The organism is Flavobacterium sp. CLA17, from assembly GCF_013112255.2.
Taxonomy (GTDB): Bacteria; Bacteroidota; Bacteroidia; order Flavobacteriales; family Flavobacteriaceae; genus Flavobacterium; species Flavobacterium circumlabens.
The window spans coordinates 4,509,127-4,535,632 of record NZ_CP068294.1 but is presented as its reverse complement, the minus strand read 5'-3'; the positions used below and the strand labels follow the sequence as shown (position 1 = coordinate 4,535,632).

Annotated in this window: 20 protein-coding genes and 1 pseudogene; 18 read left to right on the top strand and 3 right to left on the bottom strand. The window is 36.3% G+C overall.

Features of this window, described 5'->3' with window-relative positions:
* The first annotated feature begins 101 nt into the window (after window positions 1-101).
* Window positions 102-1,067 (top strand): hypothetical protein, encoded by a 966-nt coding sequence (locus HAV12_RS18615; protein WP_171570971.1) that lies wholly within the window; start codon window positions 102-104, stop codon window positions 1,065-1,067.
* A 126-nt stretch (window positions 1,068-1,193) separates the two neighbouring features.
* On the opposite strand, the gene HAV12_RS18610 is transcribed toward HAV12_RS18615, so the two are convergent.
* Window positions 1,194-2,246 carry a hypothetical protein gene (locus HAV12_RS18610; RefSeq protein WP_197984818.1) on the bottom strand — a complete coding sequence of 351 codons (1,053 nt, stop codon included), beginning with the start codon at window positions 2,244-2,246 and terminating at the stop codon, window positions 1,194-1,196.
* A 272-nt stretch (window positions 2,247-2,518) separates the two neighbouring features.
* Complete coding sequence (locus tag HAV12_RS18605; RefSeq protein WP_171570970.1) at window positions 2,519-2,917, bottom strand: hypothetical protein; 399 nt, start codon at window positions 2,915-2,917, stop codon at window positions 2,519-2,521.
* A gap of 337 nt (window positions 2,918-3,254) precedes the next feature.
* On the opposite strand from HAV12_RS18605, the gene HAV12_RS18600 reads away from it, so the two are divergent.
* The 6 genes from HAV12_RS18600 to HAV12_RS18575 are packed head-to-tail and all read left to right on the top strand — an operon-like array spanning window position 3,255 to window position 9,477.
* Window positions 3,255-4,475, top strand: coding sequence for a TolC family protein (locus HAV12_RS18600; RefSeq protein WP_171570969.1), 1,221 nt, complete (start codon window positions 3,255-3,257; stop codon window positions 4,473-4,475).
* Between the two features lie 12 nt (window positions 4,476-4,487).
* Entirely contained in the window at window positions 4,488-5,549 is a 1,062-nt protein-coding gene (locus tag HAV12_RS18595) for an HlyD family secretion protein (protein WP_171570968.1), read from the top strand.
* A 3-nt stretch (window positions 5,550-5,552) separates the two neighbouring features.
* Entirely contained in the window at window positions 5,553-7,121 is a 1,569-nt protein-coding gene (locus tag HAV12_RS18590) for an MFS transporter (RefSeq protein ID WP_171570967.1), read from the top strand.
* A gap of 11 nt (window positions 7,122-7,132) precedes the next feature.
* Window positions 7,133-7,825 carry a potassium channel family protein gene (locus HAV12_RS18585; protein WP_171570966.1) on the top strand — a complete coding sequence of 231 codons (693 nt, stop codon included), beginning with the start codon at window positions 7,133-7,135 and terminating at the stop codon, window positions 7,823-7,825.
* A 40-nt stretch (window positions 7,826-7,865) separates the two neighbouring features.
* On the top strand, window positions 7,866-8,951 hold the full coding sequence (locus tag HAV12_RS18580; RefSeq protein ID WP_171570965.1) for an AI-2E family transporter: 1,086 nt from the start codon (window positions 7,866-7,868) through the stop codon (window positions 8,949-8,951).
* 49 nt (window positions 8,952-9,000) lie between these two features.
* On the top strand, window positions 9,001-9,477 hold the full coding sequence (locus tag HAV12_RS18575; RefSeq protein WP_171570964.1) for a hypothetical protein: 477 nt from the start codon (window positions 9,001-9,003) through the stop codon (window positions 9,475-9,477).
* 239 nt (window positions 9,478-9,716) lie between these two features.
* On the opposite strand, the gene HAV12_RS18570 is transcribed toward HAV12_RS18575, so the two are convergent.
* Window positions 9,717-12,344, bottom strand: coding sequence for a beta-glucosidase (locus tag HAV12_RS18570; protein WP_171570963.1), 2,628 nt, complete (start codon window positions 12,342-12,344; stop codon window positions 9,717-9,719).
* 232 nt (window positions 12,345-12,576) lie between these two features.
* Between HAV12_RS18570 and HAV12_RS18565 the strand changes: the two genes are divergently transcribed.
* From HAV12_RS18565 to HAV12_RS18515, 11 genes and pseudogenes are all read left to right on the top strand, one after another.
* Window positions 12,577-13,608 carry a LacI family DNA-binding transcriptional regulator gene (locus HAV12_RS18565; RefSeq protein WP_132038259.1) on the top strand — a complete coding sequence of 344 codons (1,032 nt, stop codon included), beginning with the start codon at window positions 12,577-12,579 and terminating at the stop codon, window positions 13,606-13,608.
* Window positions 13,609-13,909: 301 nt separating this feature from the next.
* Window positions 13,910-16,072, top strand: a complete 2,163-nt coding sequence (locus tag HAV12_RS18560; RefSeq protein ID WP_171570962.1) for an alpha-glucuronidase family glycosyl hydrolase — start codon at window positions 13,910-13,912, stop codon at window positions 16,070-16,072.
* A 19-nt stretch (window positions 16,073-16,091) separates the two neighbouring features.
* Entirely contained in the window at window positions 16,092-16,829 is a 738-nt protein-coding gene (locus tag HAV12_RS18555; protein ID WP_171570961.1) for an SDR family NAD(P)-dependent oxidoreductase, read from the top strand.
* Between the two features lie 111 nt (window positions 16,830-16,940).
* On the top strand, window positions 16,941-18,110 hold the full coding sequence (gene uxuA / locus HAV12_RS18550) for a mannonate dehydratase (protein WP_197984833.1): 1,170 nt from the start codon (window positions 16,941-16,943) through the stop codon (window positions 18,108-18,110).
* A gap of 51 nt (window positions 18,111-18,161) precedes the next feature.
* Window positions 18,162-19,283, top strand: a complete 1,122-nt coding sequence (locus HAV12_RS18545) for an endo-1,4-beta-xylanase (protein ID WP_171570959.1) — start codon at window positions 18,162-18,164, stop codon at window positions 19,281-19,283.
* A gap of 219 nt (window positions 19,284-19,502) precedes the next feature.
* Window positions 19,503-20,936, top strand: coding sequence for an MFS transporter (locus HAV12_RS18540; RefSeq protein WP_171570958.1), 1,434 nt, complete (start codon window positions 19,503-19,505; stop codon window positions 20,934-20,936).
* A gap of 27 nt (window positions 20,937-20,963) precedes the next feature.
* Complete coding sequence (locus tag HAV12_RS18535; RefSeq protein ID WP_171570957.1) at window positions 20,964-21,980, top strand: glycoside hydrolase family 43 protein; 1,017 nt, start codon at window positions 20,964-20,966, stop codon at window positions 21,978-21,980.
* A 53-nt stretch (window positions 21,981-22,033) separates the two neighbouring features.
* Complete coding sequence (locus HAV12_RS18530) at window positions 22,034-22,741, top strand: NUDIX hydrolase (RefSeq protein ID WP_171570956.1); 708 nt, start codon at window positions 22,034-22,036, stop codon at window positions 22,739-22,741.
* Between the two features lie 62 nt (window positions 22,742-22,803).
* A complete protein-coding gene (locus tag HAV12_RS18525; RefSeq protein WP_171570955.1) occupies window positions 22,804-24,288 on the top strand; it encodes a xylulokinase in 1,485 nt (494 codons plus the stop codon).
* A gap of 4 nt (window positions 24,289-24,292) precedes the next feature.
* Window positions 24,293-25,618 (top strand): xylose isomerase, encoded by a 1,326-nt coding sequence (gene xylA, locus HAV12_RS18520; protein ID WP_132038267.1) that lies wholly within the window; start codon window positions 24,293-24,295, stop codon window positions 25,616-25,618.
* A gap of 129 nt (window positions 25,619-25,747) precedes the next feature.
* Window positions 25,748-26,143 (top strand): annotated as a pseudogene (locus HAV12_RS18515) (transaldolase family protein); the annotation flags it as partial.
* Window positions 26,144-26,506: the final 363 nt, after the last annotated feature.

The window sequence follows — 26,506 nt, the reverse complement described above, 5'->3', positions numbered from 1 at the left end:
ATTATAAATATTTTATAAGCTGTTAACCATCTATTTTTATTATTCACATCACTACAACCAATTCTGTAAGAGTTGGTTTGGTGCAAAAAAAAAAAGAAATCATGAACGGTACCACTACATTTAAAAGCATTTTGATTCTTGGGATTTTGTTAATCTCTGCAGAATCTTTTTCACAGGAAACGGCTGATACTTCAGCGAAATTTGGAAATACTGTAGCAGAGCAGGATCAAAATTCCATCTTAACAGACAATACTACGGATGATCTGAATTTATATAAAAAGCCAAAACCGACACCACCATGGTTTGTCAGACGATTTAAGCTTACAGCCGGAGTCTTTTTTCCGGTGAACAATACCAAAATTGAAGTTGGAAATCGCGACGGGTCTTTTGGAACAGAGATTGATTTTGAAGATGATTTGGGTTTTAAAAAGTCAACTACTACCTTTTTAGGGAATTTCCAATGGCGCGCTTCCCGCAGGTCAAGATTTGATCTGGGTTTTTTTCATCTCGACCGCAACACCAGCAAGCAGTTACAAAAGACTATTGAATTTGGAGATCATACTTATCCGGTAAATGCAACGGTAAGTTCGTATTTCAAAGTCGATATTTATCAGTTCTCTTACGGCTATGCTTTTTTTCTGGGGCCAAAATATGAATTGGGTCTTCAGTTGGGAATACATACCCTGTCAACAGGTGTTGGTATTAATCTGATAGGAGAGACTGCAGGTGTAGGTTACAATGACAAATTTGATTTTACAGCGCCTCTTCCTGATATCGGAATTTGGGGCGGGTATGCCTTTACAGACAAACTGGCTCTGAACGGAAACGTAAATTATTTTTCAATAAAAATAAATGATATCGACGGTAAAATCGTCAGCTATAACCTGTCAATGATGTATCAGGTAATTCCGGATCTTAGTCTGGCCTTAGGGTATACAGGAATGAATTTTACTGTTGATGTGCTCAAAACCAGAACGGAAGGTTTCCTTAAATGGGGGTATAACGGACCAACGATAACCGCTTCGTATGCTTTTGGGAAAAGAAAACCATTTGAAACACGACAATAAGAGTTGTATCAGGTGATGCAGGTTGTGGGCGGGTATTTAAAATAGTGGATTCAACCAACGGGATAATCAGTCATAAAAAAGCCGGGCAAAATTTGTCCGGCTTTCCTTGTATGTATGATAATTGTTTTATCTTCTGCGTCCTCCCGATCTTGCACCTGCACCCCCATTGATTCTGGTTCGGCCTGCTCCCGTTGAGGAACCTTTAGCCGAGGCACGGTTAGTAGCTGAAGCCCTTGAGGATGCCCGGTTGGAAGTTCCTGCAGAAGGACTGTTCGATGCACGATTAGAATTACGTTTAGAGGCAGACGTTCCTGTTGATGCCCGATTTGATGTTCCTGCGGAAGGTCTTGTTGCTGCGCGATTAGTGGCACTGTTTCCGTTATTGTATCTGCCGTTGGTCCTGTTGTTGGTCACAGTGGCGGATCTCATTTTGTTATTATTGTAGTTGTTGTAGATGTTTTTATTGTTGATAATTACGGTGTTGCCTCCTCCGTAATGACCTCCGTGATAACCCCCATGATGATGATAATGATGATGGCGATAAATTCCAACAGCCATTACTGTAAAGGCTGCAAAATAAGGGGGGTAATATCCGTAATAGTAAGGCGGATAATACGGTACGTAAGCCGGTGAATAGACATACTGTACAATGGGAACCGTTTCAACTATGACTGTTGTTGTGGCCGGAACACTTTTGGTTACAGGCTCGGGCCCTGAATAAGCAGGATTGGCTGTAACGGCAGAAGATCCTGTTGCTTTAGGTTCAATAATATAATTTTTGCCATAAAGATCTTCGTCACCGACCATCTGCAGACTGACTTTCCCATCCTTATCCTTGTCTACTAAAATAACCGCTACATCCTGTGTTTCGGTTTTGCTGACCGCTACCTGAAGAATAAAGGTAAAAGAAGATTCTTCTTTTTTGGTAACTACTTTGATAAAATCGACTTTTTTGTCAAGATCCAAATCGAGATTGTTTACCTCTGATTTTTTTTCATTTAAGGATTTCTCAAAATCTTCGATGGTTTTTGATTTTTGAAATAAATCCAAAACAGCATACAGATCCAGATTATCACCCGGAAGACCCAGTAGCGGAGTATCTTCATCAGTCTGGCAAAAGGCAGGCTGTACAAGGAAGATTGTCGCTACGATACAATAGAACAAAATTATTTTTTTCATGATTACATAGAAACTTTAATTGACGAATTTGTGAGACAACAGCCAGAGACCTAATTCAATATATTTTAACCTTAAAATCCGGCTTCTTTTTTCTGTAGTGCTATAATACGAATACGGTAAGAGCGATAAAACAAGAATTAATAGTACTGAAATTAAAAGCTTTCTCTTATTTAAAAATTATCAAGAGAACAACTTAATAGGAACAGCAAAACAAACCAAAAAGGTATCTTTAAAATCATTATCTATATTATCTAAACAAAAAATAGATTGAATTATTTCTGTAGTCCCGCTTCTTTTTGGGCTTTTTTCAGGGCTTTTTTTTCAGCCTGTTTTTTCTCAAAATCTTCATGTGCCGCAATAATGGTTCTTCCGGCTTCAATCACAAAAATTAAGTAAACACCAACACCAATAAAAATGTAAATGATATTAAAAACGACACCTATGGTCGAGAATGTTACGGTACTGTCATAAGGACTGTTCATGGAAAGCGTTCCTACAGAATAGGCGACTGCTTTTAGAAAAGGCAAATCTTCGACCAGCCAAAAAAACATGGTACCGACCAAAATAAGTACAAAAAGTAAAAAACCTAAAGTTCGAAATGTTTTGTCATTTCTTAATCTTTTCACAATGTCAACAATGAATTTTCCTGTTAAAGCAAGTTCTATTAGCATAGTTTTAATTTTTTTAAGTACCTCAATATTAGTAATTTATTTTTATATAACGAAATTTTTACTACTTTTATATTCGTAAAAATTAACATAAAATTGTGTTAATCTAGTCTTTATTGATGAAACGAATAATCGTTGTCTGTGTTTTTTAACTCTTTTACGCATAATAATAGTTATTTGTTTTATGTAATACATGACCCTTGTTAAAATGAAAGAATCGATGAATCTATTGTTATTAAAAAAACTACAATTTCAACCTGTAATTTTAATTTTATTTTTTTTCACCTGCGCGAAAAATTTTGCCCAGAATGATAGTCCTGGCCAACTAAAAAACATCAGATTGGAGGAAGCAATTCAATTAGGGATTCAAAATAATCGGCAACTTAAAATGGCTAACGCAGATGTTGCCATTGCACAGGAAAATGTCAGTCAGTCAAAAATCGCCAAAGTTCCCCGTCTGGGATTAAGCGGAGGCTACACTTATATTGGAGATCCTAAAATATACGAAGGGTTTTATGAAAGGAGCATTCGGGTAGATTATTATAATCAGCAGGCTTTTGCCAATATCGTTTCTACAATGCCTATTTATAGCGGTGGTGTAATTAACAGCAAAATCGAACAGCAAAAACTGATTACCAGGATGCAGGAATCAGTGGTTCGAATGACGCAGGCAGATGTCAAGCATGCTATAACGCAATATTATTTTACGCTTGAAAAATTATACAGACAAATAGAAGTTACGAAGCAAAATATTATCAATACAGATCTTAGAATTAATCAGTTGAAATCCCGTGTAGAAAATGGACAGAATCTAAAAAGCGATTTACTCAGAAGCGAATTACAGCAATCGAATTTTAAAGTTTCGGTTTTCAGGAATACAAACGATATAGAATTGGTCAGCAACTATCTGGATATCTTAATTGGCCTTCCGACAAATACCATTTTAAAACCACAAGTTTCTGAAAATACAATCCCATTAGAAGAAGTCGACCTGCAAAAAAGTTTAGACGAAGCCTATCAAAACAGGGAAGAAATAAAACGGGCTGAAATAGGGATAGAACTCTCCCAATCCTCCTTAGATATCACAAAAGGCGGATTTAAACCGACTTTAAATGCCAATCTGATTCTGAATACCGAGTACCCTGCGCAATGGCCTAATTATGTCAATATTATTAATTATTGGGCTGCAGGCATTTCCTTAAATTGGGACATCTCCAGTTTTTATAATTTAAAACATCGTATTAAAGGAGATAAATTGCAAATTGAGAAAAGCAATATTGCTTTAGGCGCTGCAAAAGATCAAATCGATCGAGAAGTCAAAACTGCGTTTGTCAAGTATGCCGAAAGTAAAAGGAACATAGCAACCTATAAAAAAGATGTTGAGCTGTCATTAAGCAATTATAAAATTGTAAAAAGCAGATACGAAAATGATTTTGCGTTAATCAGCGATATGGTAGATGCTGAACTACAACTAAATAATTCAAAAATTTCACTTGTCAATGCCAATTTAGATTTAATCATTCAGTATTATTCCCTGCAATTTGCAATGGGTAAACTTTAATAAAAGAATATTATGAGCGAGGAAGACTTACAAAATGAAACCATTCAAAAAGAAAAAAAGCGAAATAAGATCTTAACGATTCTTTCTTTTATTTTTTTGATCGCAGGAGGTTTCTGGATTTTGAGTTTATTTTTTGATTTCAATACGTATGAAACGACCAATAATGCTCAGGTCGAAGCCTATATTAATAATGTTTCGGCACGGGCAACGGGTCATATAAAGGAAATAAGATTTGAATCCAATCAGTTGGTTCATAAAGGAGATACACTTGTAATTCTGGATACTGAGGAATATCTTATTAAGGTAAAACAGGCCGAGGCAGATTTGGCTATAGCCGAAGGAAACCTTCATTCGATGGAACAAACCATAACGACGTCGGCATCCAATCAGGCCGCCGGAAGAGAAAAACTGGCCGGAGACAGGGCTGGTTTGGAAAAAGCCCAAAAAGACTATGAACGTTTCAAAAAAATGTATGCCGATTCAGCCGTAACACGAAACCAATACGATCAGGTAGTATCAAAATTACGAGCTGAAGAAGCCTATCTGAAAGCAGGCGAAAAAGGAGTAGAGGCCAGCAGCTCTGTTACGAGACAAAGCAGCATTAATCTGGAAGCCTCGCGGGCAACCGTAGCCAGAAGAAAAGCAGATCTGGATGCCGCAAAACTGCAATTGTCTTATACCGCTATTTTGGCTCCGTCCGATGGTTTTGTGGGCGAGCGCAATTTGTCTATCGGAGAATTGATAAACGCCAACCAAACAATTGCTACCATTGTAATGACACAGAAATTATGGGTTTCCGCCAATTTTAAAGAAACACAGATAGAGAAGATAAAACAGGGACAACTCGTTACCATAACCATAGATGCCCTTAACGGTAAAGAATTTAAAGGAAAAGTAACCGGTTTTTCTCCCGCGACCGGTGCTAAATTTTCGATGGTTGCGCCGGATAACTCCACCGGAAATTTCGTAAAAATCACACAGAGAATCCCGGTTAGAATTGATTTTGAGGCTTCATCCAAGGATTTGGAAGAAGTGAAACCGGGAATGAATGTAACAGTCGACGTAAAAAAATAAAAGATGTTCGCAGGAAAAAAAGGAAGCATTTTTACTCTCATCGGATTATATGTCCTGACCATTCCTTTTTTTAACGGATTGAATGTGACTGCTTATGATAATTCTCAGATTCTGGGTCATTTCGGCGAATCTACCACCGTTTTTACATATTCTATCTACATTCCAATTTTTGTAATGCTTGCTTTTATGCCTTTGGGGTTAAAATTGGGGAAACAAATTAAGGTACGCACCATGATATTATCGGCAAGTTTTTTATCGATTATATTCAATACGGCTTCTTTGTTTGCAGGTAGTATCGAGTGGTTTACGTTTTGGCGCTCTCTTCTGGCAATTATTTCGGTAATAGGCATATTTGCTTCGATGGTGCCTATTTTGCTAAAATACAATCCGGCTTTTAATATGGCTTTGCTATACGGAATCCTGCAGTTTATTCAAAAAGGAAGTCAGCATGTTTACCAGTATTTTGGGGCACATTTTACCAGTTTTTACAATTGGACTTTTGGAATTTATTTTCTGAATATCAACTTTTTAATTTGTATTATTCTGGCGTGGTATTTTTATAAAGCCGATGTTGCGCCCATGAAAACTAATTTTCAATTTGACTGGCGGGGCTGGATTATCCTGATTCTATTTTTTACCGTTGTCCTTTTTCTAAGTGCCGAAGGACAAAGCCGAAACTGGTTTAGCGATCCTAAAATAGGCCTGGCAGTAGCGTTATTATTCCTAATTCTCGGCATTTATCTCATACATGCCCGTTTTACCGAAGATCCTGTAATTGATCCCGGTGTCTATAAATATAAAAATGTGGTTATAGGCGCTTTTTTAATGTTTTATATTGGCGTCATGAACGGAACCGGAAGTGTAGTCACCGGATATATGACCAATGTTCTCGGATTTGATTCAGTGTCCGGAGCCAGAACACACCTGGCCTTACTGATTGGTTTGTGCATTTCGATTCCGTTATCGACTTATCTCCTATACAAAAGAACCTATCTTGCCACGATCTGGATTATGGGTTTTGCCTGTTATGGATTTTATCATATGATTCTTTTTTTCAGGTTTTATCCCGGAATTGATTCCTCGGATTTCTTTCTTCCCTTGATTTTTAAAGGACTCGGAATGGGGTTTCTTTTTCCGATCTCATTGCTTTATATTTCAGAAGGGGTTCCTCCAAAACTCAGTGCTTCGCGCATGATGACCGGAATCATTGCACAAGCCGTTTTTGCAGGTTTACTCGGAAGTGCCATTTTAGGAACTTTTATTTCCAATTTGAATGTGCAGCATAAAACAGGGCTTAGCCAGCAATTAACAGCAGTGAATCAATTAGCGCAGAAACAACTGGCCAATACCAAAAGAAATTATTTATTTATGGGATTGTCGGAAGCGGAAGCACAGAAAAAAGCAGAGAAAAGTCTGTCCAATAAAACTTCGCAGGCATCCATTTTACTGGCGTACAAAGACATTTATCTGGTCATGTCGGCCGTTTGTTTTTTACCCATTTTTATAATCCTGCTTTTTAAACTCTGGCGCAGACCACTTAGAAGAGTGGAGTTGGAGCCAATACCTATTTAAATCAGCTCATCATGATAAAGCCAAAAGAAAATCGGTTTTTCTATTGTTTCTGGATCAAAGAAAGCGGACTTAGCGGTATGCTAATACTTCTGTTTATCATGCATTTTATAGTAATTCCGTTGTTTGGCAGTCGTGCCTCTTTTATGGTGATTTTAAACCTCTTTTGGATGTTATTGCTGTTGGCAGGAATTTACTCCTTAGCCAAAAATAAACAACAGGCCATTCGTATTTCAATCCTGCCGTTTTTGTTTATAGTCTGTCAATGGATCAGCATGTTTAACAAAAGTACTGTTATACTGGTTGCCGATTTTGTTTTAACAATCGCCACACTTTCCTTACTCATTGTATTAGTTTTAATTAAAGTTTTTGAGCCGGGGCCTGTAACGGCTTATAAAATTATTGGTTCCATAGCCGTGTATATGTTACTCGCTAATCTTTGGTGTGTTGCTTATTTATTTCTTTTTGAACAAATAGAAGGATCTTTTCAGTTAACGCCTTCCCAATTTAAAATAAATAGTGATCAGGCTAATTTTATGTATTTCAGTTATGTTACTATAACCTCTACAGGTTTTGGGGAAATTGTGCCGTTACATCCTGTTGCAAGATCACTCGTTCAGATTGAAGCGTTTATTGGTGTTTTATTCCCCGTAATTCTGATAGGCCGACTGGTTTCTGACGCTAATTTTTTCCAGAATAAAGAATAGTAAATCAATAATATTTTAATGTTTTATAAAAATATAAACAATGAAAAATACTAATTTGAATAAACGAAAAGAACTTTTGGAAACAATTATACAATTGTTTTTTATAATCCTGATTGTCGGTTTTTGTTTCAGACTGATGCTGCCATTTGTTATGCCCCTGATTTGGGCAGCGATTCTGGCTGTGGCTTTTTATCCTCTTTTTAATTTCCTTCAAAAAATACTAAAAGGCCGTAAAACTTTGGCTTCCATACTCATTACAATTGCCATAATTGCATTGATGCTCCTGCCTGTGGTTTATTTTTTAAATGCCGCGACAGCTAATTTTTCGGAATTGAAAAACAGTTTTGAAGCCGGAACACTTAAAGTGGCACCACCTGCCGATAAAATCAAAGACTGGCCTGTAATCGGCAAATCGGCATATGAGTTTTTACATTCACTGTCAACTGACCTGCAGCAGGGCTTATTAAAATATCAAGTGCAAATAAAAGAAGTCTCTTCCCGAATTATGGGTAATGTGCTGAGTTCAACAATGGCTTTTTTGCAGTTTCTCCTGTCTGTAATCATTGCCGGGATTTTATTGGTTTCTACTAGTGCCAAAAATCTAATGACAAAGTTTGTTCGAAGAATTGCCGGAGAACAGGGAGATGAAATTCTGGTTATAGCGGTTTCGACTATTCATCAGGTGGTAAAAGGCATTCTTGGAGTGGCCATCATTCAGACCATTATCCAGGCTTTTGGCTTCTATCTGGCAGGAATTCCGTATGCCGGGATACTTACATTGCTATGCCTGATTTTTTCCATTTTACAGATAGGACCAATTATTATTAATATCGGTGTTATTGCCTATCTTTTTTCAACGGGGGATTCCGGTTATGCGATTTTCTGGACGGTCTTCTTTATTATCAGCGGACTTTCTGATAATGTCTTAAAACCGCTTTTATTGGGAAAAGGTGCTTTGGTTCCCATGCTGATCATCTTTTTGGGAGTCATTGGAGGTTTTATCATGTCAGGATTTATTGGATTGTTTGTCGGACCTATTGTATTTTCAATTGGATATAAATTATTTATTGCCTGGCTGAACGAAACCGATACACCTGAAACCGATACGCAGGAGATACTTCAGTAGCGGTTAGAAGAGGATTCAATTATTATTCACTTTTTAAATATTAAAAATTATGAAAAAATTACTTTTATTATTGGTATTCGCTTTTTCGTATACCCTAAGCGCCCAGACACAGGATGACATCACGGTAATCCAAAATTTATACGGCCACTCAAAGGCTGAGATTATCAACGAAGTCATGCAGTTAACAGAACCTAAATTGAGCCTTTTCGATAAAATCTACAAGGATTATGAAACAGAACGCACCAATCTTGGAGTTAAGAAATTGCAGATTATTGAAAATTATGGTGCGAATTATTTACAGCTTACCGATGAAAAAGCAGACGAGCTGGCGACAGCTGCCCTAAAAAATAACCTGGAGTATGAAAAGCTCTACACCAAGACGTACAAAAAGGCTAAAAAAGTAATTGGTGCCAAAGATGCCGCTAAGTTCATTCAATTGGAAGTTTATTTTCAAACCGCTATCAGGGCCGAAATACAGGATACTATTCCCTTTATTGACGAGCTGAACAAAACCAGAAAAATCTAAGATTTAAAAAATAACGGTCACTTTTAAGTACGAAAAAGCAAAATGGAAGTTATTCTGTTTTGCTTTTTTTTGCTTTTTCTATAGGATCATTTTAACGATAAAGAAGGAAAACCTAGGGCGCTGTTCTCAGCGAAACTAATTCTGCTCCGATTTAACTAATTTTATTATTACTAACCAGTCAACCTTTTTCAGGACAACTCATAACCTTAAAGAAGACCATTCGATTTTGTTATGCCTGCTTATTTCTCTATCAGAATCATTTGAGACAGGATGTTACTTTTCATTTGATTTTTTTCATCTGGCTGGGCACCGCCAATAGCAAGCTTAACTTTACCTTCGTATTGCTGTAAATTTCCTTCGGCAGTAACATAAGAAAGGTCTTCGGGAGAAAGATTAAAAGTGACGGTCTTGCTTTCGCCTGGTTTTAAATTAAAACGTTCAAATCCTTTTAGGCTTTTCAGTGGTGCTTTTACAGCCGGATTCTGATTGATGATATACAATTGGGCCACTTCTTCGCCTTCTGTTTTGCCGGTATTGGTTATTTTTACCGAGACCGGAACAATTTCATTCTTTTTTATTTTAGAAGGAATAGTTAATTGATCGTATTTAAAAGAAGTATAGCTCAAGCCATATCCAAAACCAAAAAGCGGACTCGCCTTAAAATAGCGATAAGTTTTGTTGTTCATGCTGTAATCAACAAAAGCAGGCAAGTCTGAATCGCTTTTGTAAAAAGTTACAGGTAGTCTGCCCGCCGGATTATAATCTCCAAATAGAATATCAGCGACTGCAGTTCCTGTTGCCTGACCTCCGTACCACGCATTCAGCACTGCAGGAATGTTTTCTGCTTCCCACGGAATTGCGATGGCACTTCCTGTCATCATTACAAAAACGACTGGTTTTCCTGAGGCTTTTAGCGCTTTCATTAATTGAGTTTGTACTTCAGGAAGCAGGATAGAGGTACGGTCACCACCAGAAAAGCCTGGAAAATTAACTGGCATTTCTTCGCCTTCGAGCTGAGGTGATATTCCGCCAACAAATATAAAAGCATCGGCATCTTTGTTTCGGTCTGTTAATTTCGCAAAATCAGTTTTTACAAAATTTCCGGTACGTAAGGCTACGTTTGCTTTTCCTTCGCCCTGCCAGTATTCTAAAACTAGCTTATAAACTGTATTTTTTTTGGTAGTTAATTGAAATGTTTTTTCTCCCCATCTGTTTTTTTTCCATGCATTAATCACTTCCTTTCCATCAATTAAAAAACGGTAGCCATCGTCAGCGCTGAGTTCAAATGTAATCGAGCCATCATTGTCTGCTGTAAAATTTGTAGTATAACGGGCAGAGAAATGATTGGCCTTAATGTTTTTCAGAACAGCTTCACCTTCCTGCCAAAAGTTATTAATTTCCGGTTCAATTCTTGCCGCAGCAGGATTCCCGGACAAATCGACATTGTCAAAATATTCTGCCTTAAACCCCGCTTTTCCTTCGTAATGATATTGATTTTTTAGATTTTGGTATACTAACAAAGTATCATTGGTAAAATTAATAGCTTGCTCATAAACAACTTCCGTATTATTTCCCAGCTTTTCTTTGATGCCATTTAAAACCGTTGTCAATTTACTGGGAGTTCCATTGTAATTTCCTAATATTGAAATAGCATTATCTGCATTGGGACCGAGAACTACAATCTTTTTTAATTTTTTGCTCAGCGGCAATATATCTTTTTCATTGCGCAGTAAAACCATTGATTCTCTGGCCATTTTTAACGCATGCTGACCATGCTCAGGGCTTTCGAGAACCGATGCAGGTGTCTGCGCATATTTAACCATGGCAACAGGATCAAACATTCCGAGTCTGAAACGGATCATAAAGAGCCTTTTAACAGAAATATCAATTTGTTTTTCACTGATTTTTCCATGTTGCACTGCCTGAACCAAAGCTTTGTAAGCATCTGTACCACAGTCAATATCAGTGCCATGAAAAACAGCATCTGCTGAAGCTGATTCTGCATCAGGGTGCGTTTTATGGTTCTTAAAAAAGTCGTCAATTGCCCAGCAGTCTGAGGTTACGTAACCATCAAATTTCCATTGATTACGTAAAATATCTGTCATCAGAACGTCATTGGCGCAGCACGGCTGTGTTCTAAAGGCATTGTAAGCACACATCACGCCCGCTACTTTTGAGTCTGTTATTAATTTTTGAAAAGCAGGAAGATAAGTATCCCAAAGTTCATAAGGCGTTACGTCAACATCAAAGGTATGTCGCAACGATTCCGGACCGCTGTGTACGGCATAATGTTTGGCACATGCCGCTGCTTTTAAATATTTAGGATCGTCTCCCTGAAGCCCTCTCACAAATGAATCACCCAAAATACTCGTTAGATAAGGATCTTCACCATAGGTTTCCTGTCCGCGTCCCCAGCGTGGATCGCGAAAAATATTAATATTAGGCGTCCAGTAAGTAAGACCCATATAACGCTCATTGGTTCTGTTTAATTCCAAAGCCTTATTGTAAATGGCGCGGCCTTCCAGCGCGGAATAATCGGCCATTTTAAAAAGAGCATTTTTATCGAATGTTGCCGCCATAGCAATTGCCTGCGGGTAAACCGTTGTTTTAAAAGGAGTTCTGGCTACACCATGTAAGGTTTCATTCCACCAGTCATAGGCAATTATTCCCAAACGAGGAATTGCAGGAGCTGAATTGAGCATTTGAGACACTTTTTCTTCCAGTGTCAACCGGCCCACGAGATCATTTACCCGTTCTTCAAAAGAGAGGTTAGGGTCCTGAAATAAAAATTTTCCTGATTTTTCTTGTCCAAAGCAAAAACAGGTGATAAAAAATAATAAAAGGTATCTGGATTTTGGTGATTTCATAAACTTTTTAGTTTTTAATATTAAAAATGCAGCATTATAAATTTAAGTAAAAAAACAACCGATTGTGTAAAGAAATAACTTTTTTTAAAATAAAAAAATTATGTTTGGTGAAATATTTAAAAAAGGACATTGTATCAGGCAACCAATTAGAGGTTTGCAATATGCAAAATCCGTACAGAATGTATTAATATATCATTAAAATAATTACATTTACGATCTTAGTATTATAATGATGGAAGAACACAGACATGTAACGATATATGATATTGCAGAGAAGCTTAATCTTGCGACATCAACGATTTCAAGGGCTTTAAAAGATCATCATACTATTAGTGATAAGACCATTAAAAAAGTTAAGCAGACGGCGAAGGAAATGGGGTTTGTTCCCAATACTCTGGCGGCAGGTTTGCGTGGCAACACATCAAAAACTATTGGTATTTTAATTCCAACCATAACACAGCCTTTTTTGTCTTCTTTAATCAGTGGTATCGAAATTACGGCTCAAAAATCTGAATATTCAGTTATTATTATGCAATCGCATGATTCCTACGAAATGGAAGTGAATCTGGCTAAATCTTTATATAGTAACAGAGTAAGCGGAGTGATCTGCTCTCTTGCCATGGAGACGAAGGATACATCTCATTTTAAACAATTTTCTAATAATAATATTCCCCTTGTATTTGTAGACAGAGTTCCCAGAGATTATGATACGTTTCGTGTAGTAATAAATAATTACCTGGCGGGCTACAAAGCAACGAAACATCTTATTGAACAAGGCTGTAAAAGAATTGCACATTTAACTGCAGGATCAGAATTTGGTACACTTTATAATGAGCGAAAAAGGGGATATGTCGATGCTTTATTAGAACACGAACTTCCTATCGACGATAAGCTGATTATAAATCTAAAGGAAATGACTTATGAAGATGGGGTAAAGGCCTGTAATCAATTATTTGATTTAAAAACGCGTCCCGATGGTCTTTTTGCGCCCGGAGATATTTTGGCTGTAAGTGCCGTACAGACAGCTAAAAAAAGAGGAATTAAAATACCGGAAGAGTTTGCGGTTATTGGTTTTAACGACGATCCAATCTCTAAAATTATTGAACCCAATATCTCTACTATAACGCATCCAGCCGAAAAAATGGGGAAAGCGGCAGCAGAACTTATTATTAAAAATTTAAAATCGGTGAAGGAAGAAGATGCTAAAGAAATTACATTTTTAAATACACAAGTTCTTATACGTGAATCCTCCAGAAGAATATAATATTCTCTTTTTAAATATACTGTAAGCCTGTTAATTTAAATATTGGCAGGTTTTTTTATGTCAAATTCTCTTATAATTCTTTTGCTGAGATTTTCATTTTCTATTTATAAATAAGCTGATCAAAATTAAAAAAATCAATTTTTATTTTTTTATTCCCATATTTTTGTATTTTAGCACAACCGATTGCAATTAACTTATTTTTTTATAAAATCATATTTTTTAGCACTTTTTTTGCTAATTATAATTATTTTGAATAGAATTTGTGATTTGCACTTTAATATTAAATTGATAGAAAAGCAAAATGGCACATCTTAAAAATAAACTTCTCCAATTTATCTCCCTATTTTTTATAGTTTGCTGGTCTTCATCAGCTCAAAAAGATTATAAATTATGGCTGCAATACAATAAGGTTGCTAACGCCAATTTAAAAACAGAATACCTTGCTACTATTAAAGAAATTGTTTCTCTGGAAAAATCAGGGACTGTAAAAATTGCCTTTACAGAATTGCAATCAGGTTTGGAGGAAATGTTAGGAAAGAAATTTGAAAATAATTCAGTAATTACGGGAGATCATAACATTATTATCGGTTCAAAAGAATTTTTAACTCCTGAAATTCAAAAGGAAATCGGGGATTTCGATCAAATAAATGACGAAGGTTTTATCCTTAAATCCATTTCGATAAAAAACAAAAAACAACTTGTCATTACAGGAAAAAAAGATATTGGCGTATTATATGGCGTTTACAATTTCCTGAGATTGATTCAAACCCACAAATCCATTAAAAATTTAAACGTTACTGATTCACCCATAACAAACATCAGAATCTTAAATCATTGGGATAATTTAGACAGAACTGTAGAGCGGGGTTACGCCGGATTTTCGTTATGGAACTGGCAAAAATTGCCTGATTTTATCGATCAGCGCTATATCGATTATGCCAGGGCAAATGCCTCAATCGGGATTAACGGAACGGTTTTAACGAATGTAAATGCAAACGCTCTAATTCTGACGCCTCAATATTTAGAAAAAGTTGAAGCTTTGGCCAATGTTTTCAGACCATACGGAATAAAAGTCTATTTAACCGCACGATTTTCGGCACCAATAGAAATTGGAGGTTTAAAAACAGCCGATCCCAAAGATACACAAGTCATTACCTGGTGGGAAAATAAAGCCAAAGAAATTTATAAAAGGATTCCTGATTTTGGAGGGTTTCTGGTAAAAGCAAATTCAGAAGGACAACCCGGACCGCAAAATTATAACAGAGATCACGTAGATGGCGCCAATATGCTGGCCAATGCTGTTGCCCCTTTTGGAGGTGTCATTATGTGGCGTGCTTTTGTCTATTCTGAACATGATGCAAACGATCGTGCCAAACAGGCTTACGCCGAATTTGTGCCTTATGATGGAAAATTTAAAGACAATGTAATTGTTCAGGTAAAAAACGGAGCAATTGATTTTCAGCCTCGTGAACCTTTTCATCCCATGTTTGGCGCGATGCCAAAAACACCTTTGATGATGGAATTTCAAATCACTCAGGAATATTTGGGTTTTAGCACACATCTGGTTTTTCTGCCCAAATTATTTCAGGAAGTTTTAGAATCAGATACCTATCAAAAAGGAAAAGGGACAACTGTCGCTAAAGTTATTGATGGTTCTTTAACAAAAACAAAACTAACCGGAATTGCCGGAGTTTCTAATATTGGGAATGATTTAAACTGGACGGGACATCCCTTTGCGCAGGCAAATTGGTACGGCTTTGGAAGATTGGCCTGGAATCCGTATTTAGACTCGGAAACCATTGCTGATGAATGGCTGCGATGCACTTTTTCTAACGATGTAAATTTTATAAAACCGGTAAAAGAAATGATGATGCAATCACGGGAAGCCGTTGCAAGTTATATGACACCGCTTGGTTTGCATCACATTATGGATACGGGACATCATTACGGTCCGGGGCCGTGGGTTTCAAATTTGTCAAGACCAGAATGGAATCCCGTTTATTATCACAAAGCCGATAAAAACGGAATTGGTTTCGACCGCTCCAAAACCGGAACCAATGCTACAGCGCAATACGCTCCCGAAGTTCAAAAAATGTTTGATAATCTCGAAACCTGTCCTGAAAAGGATTTGTTATGGTTTCATCATGCTTCCTGGGATTATAAATTAAAAAACGGTCAGACACTTTGGAATGGTTTGGCATTGAAATATCAGGAAGGCGTAAATCAGGTAGCAGCAATGAAAAACGTCTGGAATAAATCGCAAAAATATGTTGATGATGAACGTTTTACGGAGGTTCAGATGTTGCTGGAAATTCAGCATAAAGAAGCAAAATGGTGGCGGGATGCGTGTTTGCTCTATTTTCAGCAATATTCAGGAAGGGAATTACCTTTAGGCGTCGAAAAAGCAACACAGTCTTTAGACTATTTTAAATCATTGAAATTTCCTTTTGCACCAGGAAATTAATATTCAAATTAAAGAAAATATGAGTACAAAAACAGCCATTGTAACCGGAGGAAATTCGGGTTTGGGATTTGCAACAGCAAAAAAATTATGTGATAATGGTATTAAAACCTATATAATCGGAAGGTCAAAAGAAAAAACAGAAGAGGCTTGCAAAGAAATTGGCAAAAATGCCATTCCGGTTATTTATGATCTAAATAATTTGGGCGGAATTCCGGAAATGATTGAAAAGTTAACTAAAGAAAACCCAATTGATATTTTGGTAAACAACGCCGGAATCAATCTGAAAAAAGAATTTACCGATGTTACCGATGAAGATTTTTTATCTGTAATTCATACCAATCTTTTGAGCGTTTTTGCTGTAAGTAAAGCCGTTGTGAAAAACATGAAAGAAAAAAACGGAGGAAGTATCGTCAATATCAGTTCGATGGCATCGCAATACGGAATTCCAAAAGTAATTGCATACTCGGCCAGTAAAGGCGCGATCGAGTCGATGACCAGAGCAATGGCCGTAGAATTGGCGCCTTTTGGTATTCGTGTCAATTGCATTGCGCCGGGATTTATCAAAACTAAAATGTCTTCTGCGGCACTTGATAACGATCCTGAAAGAAAAAATAAAGTGCTTGGGAGAACGCCGATGGGCTTTTTGGGAGAACCCTCAGACATTGCAGATGCCGTTTATTATTTCGCCCTTAGCGAATCAAAATACACAACCGGAACCGTTTTGCCAGTTGATGGTGGAAATAGTATTGGGTTCTAATTGTCTCGGCGAGTATTATAGCTTTGTCGAAGTTTTCACATCACAAAGTAAGTTATGTGTCTATGTGGTTAAAATAATTCAGCACAAATTAAGAATAATGGTATGATAAAAATGCAGCAAACGATGCGTTGGTTTGGGCCTCAGGACAACGTAAGTTTATTAGATATAAAACAAGCCGGGGCAACTGGAGTTGTTACGGCTTTGCATCAGATTGCTGTAGGAGAAATCTGGACACTTGAAGATATTAAGGAAAGACAGCAAATTATTAAAAATGCCGGACTTGAATGGGCAGTAGTAGAAAGTCTGCCGGTTCATGAAGAGATCAAACGCGCCACCGGAAATTATTTAAAATACATTGACAACTATAAAATAAGTATCAGAAACCTGGCAGATTGCGGTATTAAGATCATCACGTATAATTTTATGCCGATATTAGACTGGGTTCGGACCGATCACAATTTTATTAATGAAGACGGAAGTAAGGTACTTTTATACAATCAGGATGCTTTTACTTATTTTGATGTTTTCCTGTTGAAAAGACCAAATGCTGAAAATGATTATTCTGCAAAAGAGAAAGAAAACGCATTACAGTTTGGAAATAAACTTTCAGAAGATGAAAAAGCATTATTATTTAAAAATGTTTTATTAGGGTTACCGGGAAGTAAAAGCAACTTTACAGCAGAACAAATTCTTTCTTTATTAGATAATTACGCCAATATCGATAATGAAAAACTAAGAGAAAACCTGATCTGCTTTTTAGCAGAAGTTGCTCCGGTCGCTGCTGCATATGATGCTAAGCTGGCCATACATCCTGATGATCCGCCGTTTTCAGTTTTAGGTCTGCCCCGAATTGTTTCTACGGAAGAAGATATTAAAACCCTATTGCTTGCAGTTCCGTTTAATTCAAATGGATTGTGTTTTTGTACCGGTTCTTTGGGAGCAGATCCGAAAAATAATCTGGAAAGAATTATTGATGATTGCGGAGACCGGATTCACTTTTTGCATCTTCGGAACACTTTCCGCGAAAGCGAAACTATTTTTAGGGAATCAGAACATTTAAAAGGCGATACAAAAATGGAAACGATTGTCGAAAAAATTCTGCTGCTAATGAATGCCAGAAAAATAAGTTTGCCAATGCGTCCTGATCACGGTTTTTTACACGAAGTGGATAAAGAAAAAGAAACTTATCCCGGTTATTCTTTGACAGGAAGATTAAAAGGTCTTGCTGAATTAAGAGGATTAGAAGCGGGTATAGCTTACAAACTAAAAGAATTGATATAAGCCTATCTATTTTAGGAATTAATAATTACTACTAACCTTAAACCAATAAAAATGAGATTAATTAACCGCTCTTTACTGCTCTTATCCGTTGTAATTTTAAGCAGCTGTAATGCAAAAAAAGAAAAAGAAAAAAATGCTGTTTCTTTAAAAGACAGCTATAAAAATGATTTTTATATCGGGACTGCCCTGAGCGCTGATCAGATTGAAGAAAAAAATGCCAAAGAAGACTCATTGATCCAGAATGAATTTAATGCGATTACGGCAGAAAATATCATGAAATCAATGTTTATTCATCCGCAAAAAGACAAATATGATTTTGCTCTTGCGGATAAATTTGTGGCGTATGGTGAAAAAAATAAAATGTTTATTCATGGTCATACTTTAATATGGCACAGCCAGCTTGCACCATGGATCGAAAAAATTAAAGACAGCACAGAAATGCGCGCTTTTATGAAAGATCATGTCACTACAATTGTTACGAAATACAAAGGCAGGATAGGTTCCTGGGATGTAGTCAATGAAGCTTTAAACGAAGATGGCACCTTAAGAAAATCAATCTTTTTAAATACACTTGGCGAAAAATATCTTGCAGATGCTTTTAAATATGCCGCAGCTGCGGATCCAAAAGTAGATTTGTATTACAATGATTATAATAATGAGGAACCGGCCAAAAGAGCTGGAAATATTGATTTGATCAAAAAAATAAAGGCAGCCGGCGGTAAAATTGATGGTGTTGGGATTCAGGCCCACTGGAAATTGACTTATCCGTCATTAGAAGAAATTGAAAAAAGCATTTTAGAATATTCGGCCCTTGGTGTTAAAGTTGCTTTTACGGAACTTGATATTTCTGTCCTCCCAAATCCAAAGGATTTAAATGGCGCTGATGTAAATCAGAATTTCGAAGGAGATCCTAAAATGAATCCGTATCCTAAAACGCTTCCGGATTCTGTACAGGTTAAACTTGCAGCACGTTATGCTTCTATTTTTAAATTGTTTTTAAAACATAAAGACAAAATTAGCCGTGTAACATTTTGGGGTGTTCATGATGGGCAATCGTGGTTAAACGACTGGCCTGTAAAAGGAAGGACAAATTATCCATTGTTATTTGATAAAGACTTAAAACCCAAAAAAGCGTATAACAGTGTAATACAATTAAAAGAAATAAAACAATAAAATTTGTGCCGTAAAAAAAGTTTTTTTTGCGAACTAAACAACCGAATGTGTCTTTTGGTTTATATAATGAAATAATTGAAAACGGACTTGCAAATCCTCTTTTTTTATATAATTTTACACAACCGATTGTTTTAACGTCTAATGGTGTAAAACATCACATAACTATCCGGAATTGGAAAAAGAAAATCTAATTTCAAGCCAAAAATAACCACATAAATAATGAATTACATTTCACAAAAATTATCCATTAAAGAAAAAATCGGATACAGCTTAGGCGACTTGGCCGCAAATCTTGTTTTCCAGACATTAATGACCTACCTCGCTTATTTTTATACTGATATCTACGGATTATCTCCAACAGATTCTTCTATAATTATGCTGTTAGTAGGCTTGATTGCTGCTTTTGTATTTAATCCAATTATTGGTGTTTTGGCAGACAGGACCCGCACAAAATGGGGAAAATTTAGACCTTGGATTTTAATAACAGCAATTCCACTTGGTGCTATTGCTTTACTGGCTTTTACAACACCAAATTTCTCCTATCACGGAAAAGTAATTTATGCCGTTGTCACTTATACGTTATTGCTGCTTTTTTATGCCAGTAATAATTTACCCTATTCTGCTTTAAGCGGGGTTATCACAGGTGATATGGGCGAAAGAAACAGTATGTCATCTTATCGCTTTGTGGCCGTAATGTTTGCGCAGTTTTTTGTCCAGGTTTTTATGCTTGGCATTATTAAAAGTGCCGGAAATGGCGATAAAGCCATTGGTATCGAAAAAGTAATGACTGTTTTAGCAATCATTGGAACGATCATGCTATTAATCACATTCTTAACTACAAAAGAACGTATTATTCCAAAGCCGGAACAAAAATCAAGCATTAAAGAAGATTTGAGCGATTTAATGAAAAACAAGCCCTGGGTAATTATGCTGAGTCTTACCACATTAGTATTCATTACTTTGGCAATGAAAGGCGGTTCCTATGTATATTATTTTGAAAATTATGCAGACAAAGACCAGCTTGCAATTTTTATCCAGCCCATTTTAGAGGTACTATCAGCTTTAAAACTGAATTATTTTGGAAGTGATCCTGTTTCTGCTGGTTTTGGATTGTTTAATGCAGGCGGAATTATCTTTATGATTGTTGGAATCACATTGTCTAAAAGTCTGGCTGATAAATACGGCAAACGAAATATTTTCGGATTGTTTTTATTCATTTCGACCTTGTTTATTATTGCATTTTATTTCTTTCCGGCAACGGCAATCAGTTTTATGTTTTTCTCTCAAATTTTACATGGGTTTTTCTACGGAATAACAATTCCACTTCTCTGGGCAATGATTGCAGATGTGGCCGATTATTCAGAATGGTTGAATAACCGTCGTGCAACTGCCATTATTTTCTCAGCCATGATGGTGGGATTAAAAGCAGGATTGAGTATTGGCGGCGCTTTAACCACTTCATTTTTAGGTTATTTTCATTACGTGCCAAACTCTCTAAGCCAAACCGATATGGCTATAAACGGAATCAAATTATTGGTAAGTGTTTTTCCTGCGATACCCTTTTTGATAGGTGTTACGCTATTATTTTTCTATAAAATCGATAAAAATATGGAAGTGAAAATCGAAACTGATTTAAAAGAAAGAAGAACTTAAATTATTTTATAAAACAAAAAAACGACTATGCCTGAAGATAGTACTGAACAAATTAATTTCGAGCAAATTAATAAAAAAGCCATCTCTCAGCCTTTGGTTTCTCATATTTACACCGCAGATCCATCGGCACATGTTTTTAATGGCAAAATTTATATTTATCCGTCTCATGATATTGATGCCGGGATTCCGTTTAACGATAATGGTGACCATTTTGGAATGGAAGATTATCATGTATTTTCAATGGAAAACATTAAGGCAGAAACGGTTGATAACGGAATTGCTTTACATGTCGATGATGTGGCCTGGGCCGAAAAGCAAATGTGGGCACCCGATGCAGCCTGTAAAAACGGAAAATTCTACTTGTATTTTCCGGCAAAACGTTCCAACGGAATTTTCCAGATTGGCGTTGCGGTAAGTGATTCTCCAATTGGACCGTTTTTGCCTGAACCAGAAGCTATTAAAGGAAGTTATAGTATTGATCCGGCGGTTTTTGAAGATACAGATGGGAAACATTATATTTATTTTGGCGGAATTTGGGGCGGCCAGCTTCAAAAATACAGAAACAATAATTATGATGTAAATCATGAAGAACCTCTGGCAAATGAATCTGCTTTAGGACCAATTGTAGCATTGCTTAAAGATGATATGCTGGAATTTGCAGAAGAACCAAAAGAGATTAAAATTCTGGATGAAAACGGAAAAATTTTATTAGCCGGAGATAACGATCGTCGCTTTTTTGAAGCTTCGTGGGTACATAAATACAATGATAAATATTATTTTTCGTACTCAACAGGTGACACGCATTTTATTTGTTACGCAATCGGCGATAATCCTTATGGGCCATTTACGTATCAGGGTAGAATTTTAAATCCGGTTGTAGGCTGGACCTCGCACCATTCTGTTTGTAAAGTCGAAGATGAATGGTATTTGTTTTATCATGATTCGAGTTTATCAAAAGGCGTAACGCATTTGCGAAGTATGAAAGTAACCAAAATTGATTATCTGGAAGATGGTTCAATCATTACAATAGATCCTTACGCATGAGAAGATCAGAAGATTAAGTGGAAGAACAGTAATAGGTTTAAATTTTATTTTCTATGAAAAGAGGAGATGAAAAAATTAGAAAAATCGCCAGACAATATAGTACAAACAAAATAGAAATTGATTGTGTAATATTCAATTTTGAAAACAACACTCTTAAGGTTTTATTGGTGAAACAGCAAGACAATGAAGGAATTGTATCCTGGAAATTGGCTAGCGATTATATCAAAAAAGGCGAAACGATATTGAGTACAGCTCATAATATTTTGAAAAATTATATTGGCGGCGATCAATTTTTCTTAGAGCAGCTGAAAGCATTCAGTTATCAGTCATCTTCTTCGTTGCAGGAAGATATTTCGATTGCTTATTATGCTTTAGTAAAAAGAGATGACAGCAAAGATAATATGCTTAATACTGATGTTAAATGGGTTGGTATTAATGAAATTGCCGGTTTAAACGATAAACATAAAATAATCCTGGATTTTAGTTTAAAAGAATTACGCCGAAATATTTGCAAAAGCGTCGTAGGTTTTAATTTATTACCGGAAAAATTCACCTTGTTGCAGGTTATAAACCTGTATGAAGAAATCCTTGGAATCGAAATAAACAAATCAAATTTCAGAAGAAAGCTTTTGCAAACCGGAATCGTACATGATTCAAATGAAAAAGAAGAAGATGTATCGCACAGAGCCGCAAGATTTTACAGTTTGAATATGCAGCAGCACGAAGTTTTATCTCAAAGGGAAATCAATTTTAATTTTTAACGCGGATTTAAAAGAGAGCAATTGAATTCAAAAATTTAATTTTAAGAGAATCATTATAAGTTATGTATTATATAGGATATGATATTGGAAGTTCGTCTGTAAAAGTAGCTTTAGTCGAAGCCGAGACAGGGAAAAAAATTATTGTTTTGAACGAGCCTCAAAACGAAATGGAAATTGTTGCCCTTCATTCTGATTGGGCGGAACAGGATCCCGAAATTTGGTGGCAACACATTTGCACTGCAACAAAAAGAGCGATTCGTGAAGCGAATATCGAGGCTTCAAAAATTACCGGAGTTGGAATTTCGTACCAAATGCACGGATTGGTTATTGTGGATAAAGACGGAAATGCATTGCGAAACTCGATTATTTGGTGCGACAGCCGTGCGGTTGAAATTGGGAACAAGGCTTTCTCTGAAATTGGTAAAGAAAAATGCATGGAACATTTGCTGAATTCACCGGGAAATTTTACGGCTTCAAAACTAAAATGGGTCAAAGAAAACGAACCTGAAATCTACAATAAGATTTACAAATACATGTTGCCGGGCGATTTTATTGCGCTTAAACTGACAGGACAAATTACAACCACAAAAAATGGTTTATCCGAAGGAATGCTCTGGGATTATAAAGAAAATAAAGTAGCGAGCTGGTTATTGGATTATTACGGAATCGATCCCTCCTTAACGGCAGATATTGTTGAGAATTTTACCGATCAGGGAGTTTTAAGCGAAAAAGGTGCTAAAGAATCCGTACTTCCGGTTGGTATTCCGATAGTTTACAGAGCCGGAGATCAGCCGAATAATGCACTGGCTTTAAATGTTTTGAATCCGGGAGAAGTAGCTGCGACCGGTGGAACTTCGGGAGTATTTTATGCTGTTAGCGAAATGTCATCCGGGAAAAGTACACGGGTAAACAATTTTGTTCATGTTAATTACGAAGAAAAAACACCACGAGTTGGAAAACTTTTAAACATAAACGGTGCCGGAATTCAGTATCGCTGGCTGCGTAATAATATGGGCGACGAAACATATGAATCGATGAACCGTAAAGCTTCAAAAATTGATGTGGGTTCTGATGGAGTTGTCGTGATTCCGTTTGGCAATGGTGCAGAGCGTATGTTCAATAATAAAAACATCGGAACACATTTTTTAAATCTCAACTTAAATATTCACAACAGCGCACATTTGTTTAGGGCTTCTCTTGAAGGAATTGCTTTTTCTTTTGTTTACGGAATGGAATGTTTAAAAGACGATAATGCGACGATTAATGTGATCAGAGCCGGGAATGATAATTTATTTCGTTCAGAGATTTTTTCGAATACGGTGGCCACTTTAATTGGTCACGAAATCGAAATTTACAATACAACCGGTGCGGTAGGAGCGGCGAGAGCTGTTGGCTTAAAAGATGGTGATTACAATAAATTTGGTTCAAGTATTACGACCAACGATCACGTAATGACCTTTTTACCACTAAAAAATGCAGCACCGTATGCAAAGGCATATCAAAAATGGAAACAGGAATTAGAATTGATATTAACACATAAAAAATAAAGAAATGGTAGTTTTAGGAAATAAAGAATATTACAAAGGCATTGGCCAGATAAAATTTGAAGGCAAGGAATCTGATAATCCTTTGGCATTTAAATATTACAACCCGGATCAGGTTGTGGCCGGAAAAACAATGCGCGAACATTTTAAGTTTGCAATCGCCTACTGGCACACCTTCTGCGGACAAGGAAGTGACCCATTTGGACCGGGCACTCAAAATTTTGCATGGGATCAATCACCAGATCCAATTCAGGCTGCAAAAGATAAGGCCGATGCTGCTTTTGAATTTATCAGTAAAATGGGATTTGATTATTTCTGTTTTCACGATTATGATTTGGTCGCTGAAGGACCAACTTTCGCAGAATCTGAAAAACGTCTGGCAACGATTGTGGAATATCTAAAACAGAAAAAAGCAGAATCTGGAATTAAATTACTTTGGGGGACTTCAAACTGTTTTTCGAACCCAAGATTTATGAACGGAGCCGCTACAAATCCTGATTTTAATGTAGTGGCAAGAGCGGGCGGACAAGTAAAACTAGCTTTGGATGCAACAATTGCATTAAACGGTGAAAACTATGTATTCTGGGGAGGAAGAGAAGGGTATATGTCTCTTTTAAATACCGACATGGGAAGAGAATTAGACCATATGGCACAATTCTTAACGATGTCCAGAGATTACGCAAGAGCGCAGGGTTTTAAAGGAACTTTCTTTATCGAGCCAAAACCAATGGAACCATCAAAACACCAATACGATTTTGATTCGGCAACCGCCATTGGATTCTTAAAAGAATATGGCCTGGATAAAGATTTTAAAATCAATATTGAAGTAAACCATGCAACATTGGCGCAACATACTTTTCAGCATGAACTTGAAGTGGCTGCAAAAGCAGGGATGTTAGGAAGTATTGATGCCAACAGAGGCGATTACCAAAACGGTTGGGATACGGATCAATTCCCAAACAATATTCAGGAAACTACAGAAGCGATGCTGGTTTTCTTGAAAGCGGGCGGATTGCAAGGCGGTGGAGTAAATTTTGATGCAAAAATCAGAAGAAACTCTACAGATCTCGAAGATGTTTTCTTAGCGCATATTGGTGGTGCCGATACTTTTGCAAGAGCATTATTAACGGCTGACAAAATTATTACTTCTTCTCCATATGAAAAATTAAGAAAAGAAAGATACAGTTCGTTCGATTCCGGAAAAGGAAAAGATTTTGCAGATGGAAAATTAAACCTTAAGGATTTGTATGATATCGCAAACCAAAATGGTGAATTGTCATTAAAAAGCGGTAAACAGGAATTGTTTGAGAATATTATTAATCAATATATATAATTGATGTGATAGTTATAGAAAGTTAAAATCTGAATAATGATTTTGATAACTATTTTGTGTGTAATCTTTGTCAAATTTTAAAATTTTGACAAAGATTACACAATAACTATTCACAGTGACGACAGCTTTGTAAAAGCAGGTAAGTATTTTTCATCAAAAGGAATCAAAACCTATGTTGCTTTAATATTTTCTGCGGGACAGGCAGTATTAGCTACAAAAGCAGGTGCAACCTACGTTTCGCCTTTTTCAGGAAGGCTTGATGATATCTCAGCAGATGGTAGGCACTTAATTGAAGACATACGGGAAATTATGATAATCATAGATACAAAACTCATATTCTGTCGGCTTCGATCAGACATACGATGCATATTGTAAATTGTGCAAAAGCAGGCTCTGATGTTATGACGGGACCACTTTCTTTCTGCTATCAAAGGATTATTAAAACATACAGTAACTGATATTGGGATAAATCAATTTATTGAAGATGCAAAAAGTAAAATTATAATGTCCTTAATACCAGTTTGATAACTTCAATTTTAGTGATTTATTAAATATTATGTCTTAAAGCTCCTTTTGAAGTTAAATTTGAAAGGAGTTTTTCTGTTTTTTATAACAACCGATTGCTTTTAGTGCTTTTTTAATAATTTCTGTGGCTAAATATTTAGTGATCAGAAGCAAATACCACGTTTACTCCTCGATTGTTTTTTATTTTAATAATATTTTTACTTTAAAAACTATCATTTTTTGCATGTTTGACGTTAGCCTCCTTACTTTTTTTTCTTTTATCTTTTTTTTAACTAAATAGAAATAATATGGTAATATTATCAAAATTCTGGTTAAAACCAATTCTAATAATAGATATTTTTCATTATTTTAAGCTTATAATTA

What these genes read in the sequence shown, in the direction of transcription:
- HAV12_RS18615 (WP_171570971.1), top strand. Translation starts at nt 102, where the DNA reads ATGAACGGTACCACTACATTTAAAAGCATTTTGATTCTTGGGATTTTG.
- HAV12_RS18525 (WP_171570955.1), top strand. Translation starts at nt 22,804, where the DNA reads ATGTATTATATAGGATATGATATTGGAAGTTCGTCTGTAAAAGTAGCT.
- xylA (WP_132038267.1), top strand. Translation starts at nt 24,293, where the DNA reads ATGGTAGTTTTAGGAAATAAAGAATATTACAAAGGCATTGGCCAGATA.
- HAV12_RS18555 (WP_171570961.1), top strand. Translation starts at nt 16,092, where the DNA reads ATGAGTACAAAAACAGCCATTGTAACCGGAGGAAATTCGGGTTTGGGA.
- HAV12_RS18535 (WP_171570957.1), top strand. Translation starts at nt 20,964, where the DNA reads ATGCCTGAAGATAGTACTGAACAAATTAATTTCGAGCAAATTAATAAA.
- HAV12_RS18610 (WP_197984818.1), bottom strand. Translation starts at nt 2,246, where the DNA reads ATGAAAAAAATAATTTTGTTCTATTGTATCGTAGCGACAATCTTCCTT.
- uxuA (WP_197984833.1), top strand. Translation starts at nt 16,941, where the DNA reads ATGCAGCAAACGATGCGTTGGTTTGGGCCTCAGGACAACGTAAGTTTA.
- HAV12_RS18565 (WP_132038259.1), top strand. Translation starts at nt 12,577, where the DNA reads ATGGAAGAACACAGACATGTAACGATATATGATATTGCAGAGAAGCTT.
- HAV12_RS18575 (WP_171570964.1), top strand. Translation starts at nt 9,001, where the DNA reads ATGAAAAAATTACTTTTATTATTGGTATTCGCTTTTTCGTATACCCTA.
- HAV12_RS18605 (WP_171570970.1), bottom strand. Translation starts at nt 2,917, where the DNA reads ATGCTAATAGAACTTGCTTTAACAGGAAAATTCATTGTTGACATTGTG.
- HAV12_RS18580 (WP_171570965.1), top strand. Translation starts at nt 7,866, where the DNA reads ATGAAAAATACTAATTTGAATAAACGAAAAGAACTTTTGGAAACAATT.
- HAV12_RS18585 (WP_171570966.1), top strand. Translation starts at nt 7,133, where the DNA reads ATGATAAAGCCAAAAGAAAATCGGTTTTTCTATTGTTTCTGGATCAAA.
- HAV12_RS18540 (WP_171570958.1), top strand. Translation starts at nt 19,503, where the DNA reads ATGAATTACATTTCACAAAAATTATCCATTAAAGAAAAAATCGGATAC.
- HAV12_RS18595 (WP_171570968.1), top strand. Translation starts at nt 4,488, where the DNA reads ATGAGCGAGGAAGACTTACAAAATGAAACCATTCAAAAAGAAAAAAAG.
- HAV12_RS18545 (WP_171570959.1), top strand. Translation starts at nt 18,162, where the DNA reads ATGAGATTAATTAACCGCTCTTTACTGCTCTTATCCGTTGTAATTTTA.
- HAV12_RS18530 (WP_171570956.1), top strand. Translation starts at nt 22,034, where the DNA reads ATGAAAAGAGGAGATGAAAAAATTAGAAAAATCGCCAGACAATATAGT.
- HAV12_RS18590 (WP_171570967.1), top strand. Translation starts at nt 5,553, where the DNA reads ATGTTCGCAGGAAAAAAAGGAAGCATTTTTACTCTCATCGGATTATAT.
- HAV12_RS18570 (WP_171570963.1), bottom strand. Translation starts at nt 12,344, where the DNA reads ATGAAATCACCAAAATCCAGATACCTTTTATTATTTTTTATCACCTGT.
- HAV12_RS18560 (WP_171570962.1), top strand. Translation starts at nt 13,910, where the DNA reads ATGGCACATCTTAAAAATAAACTTCTCCAATTTATCTCCCTATTTTTT.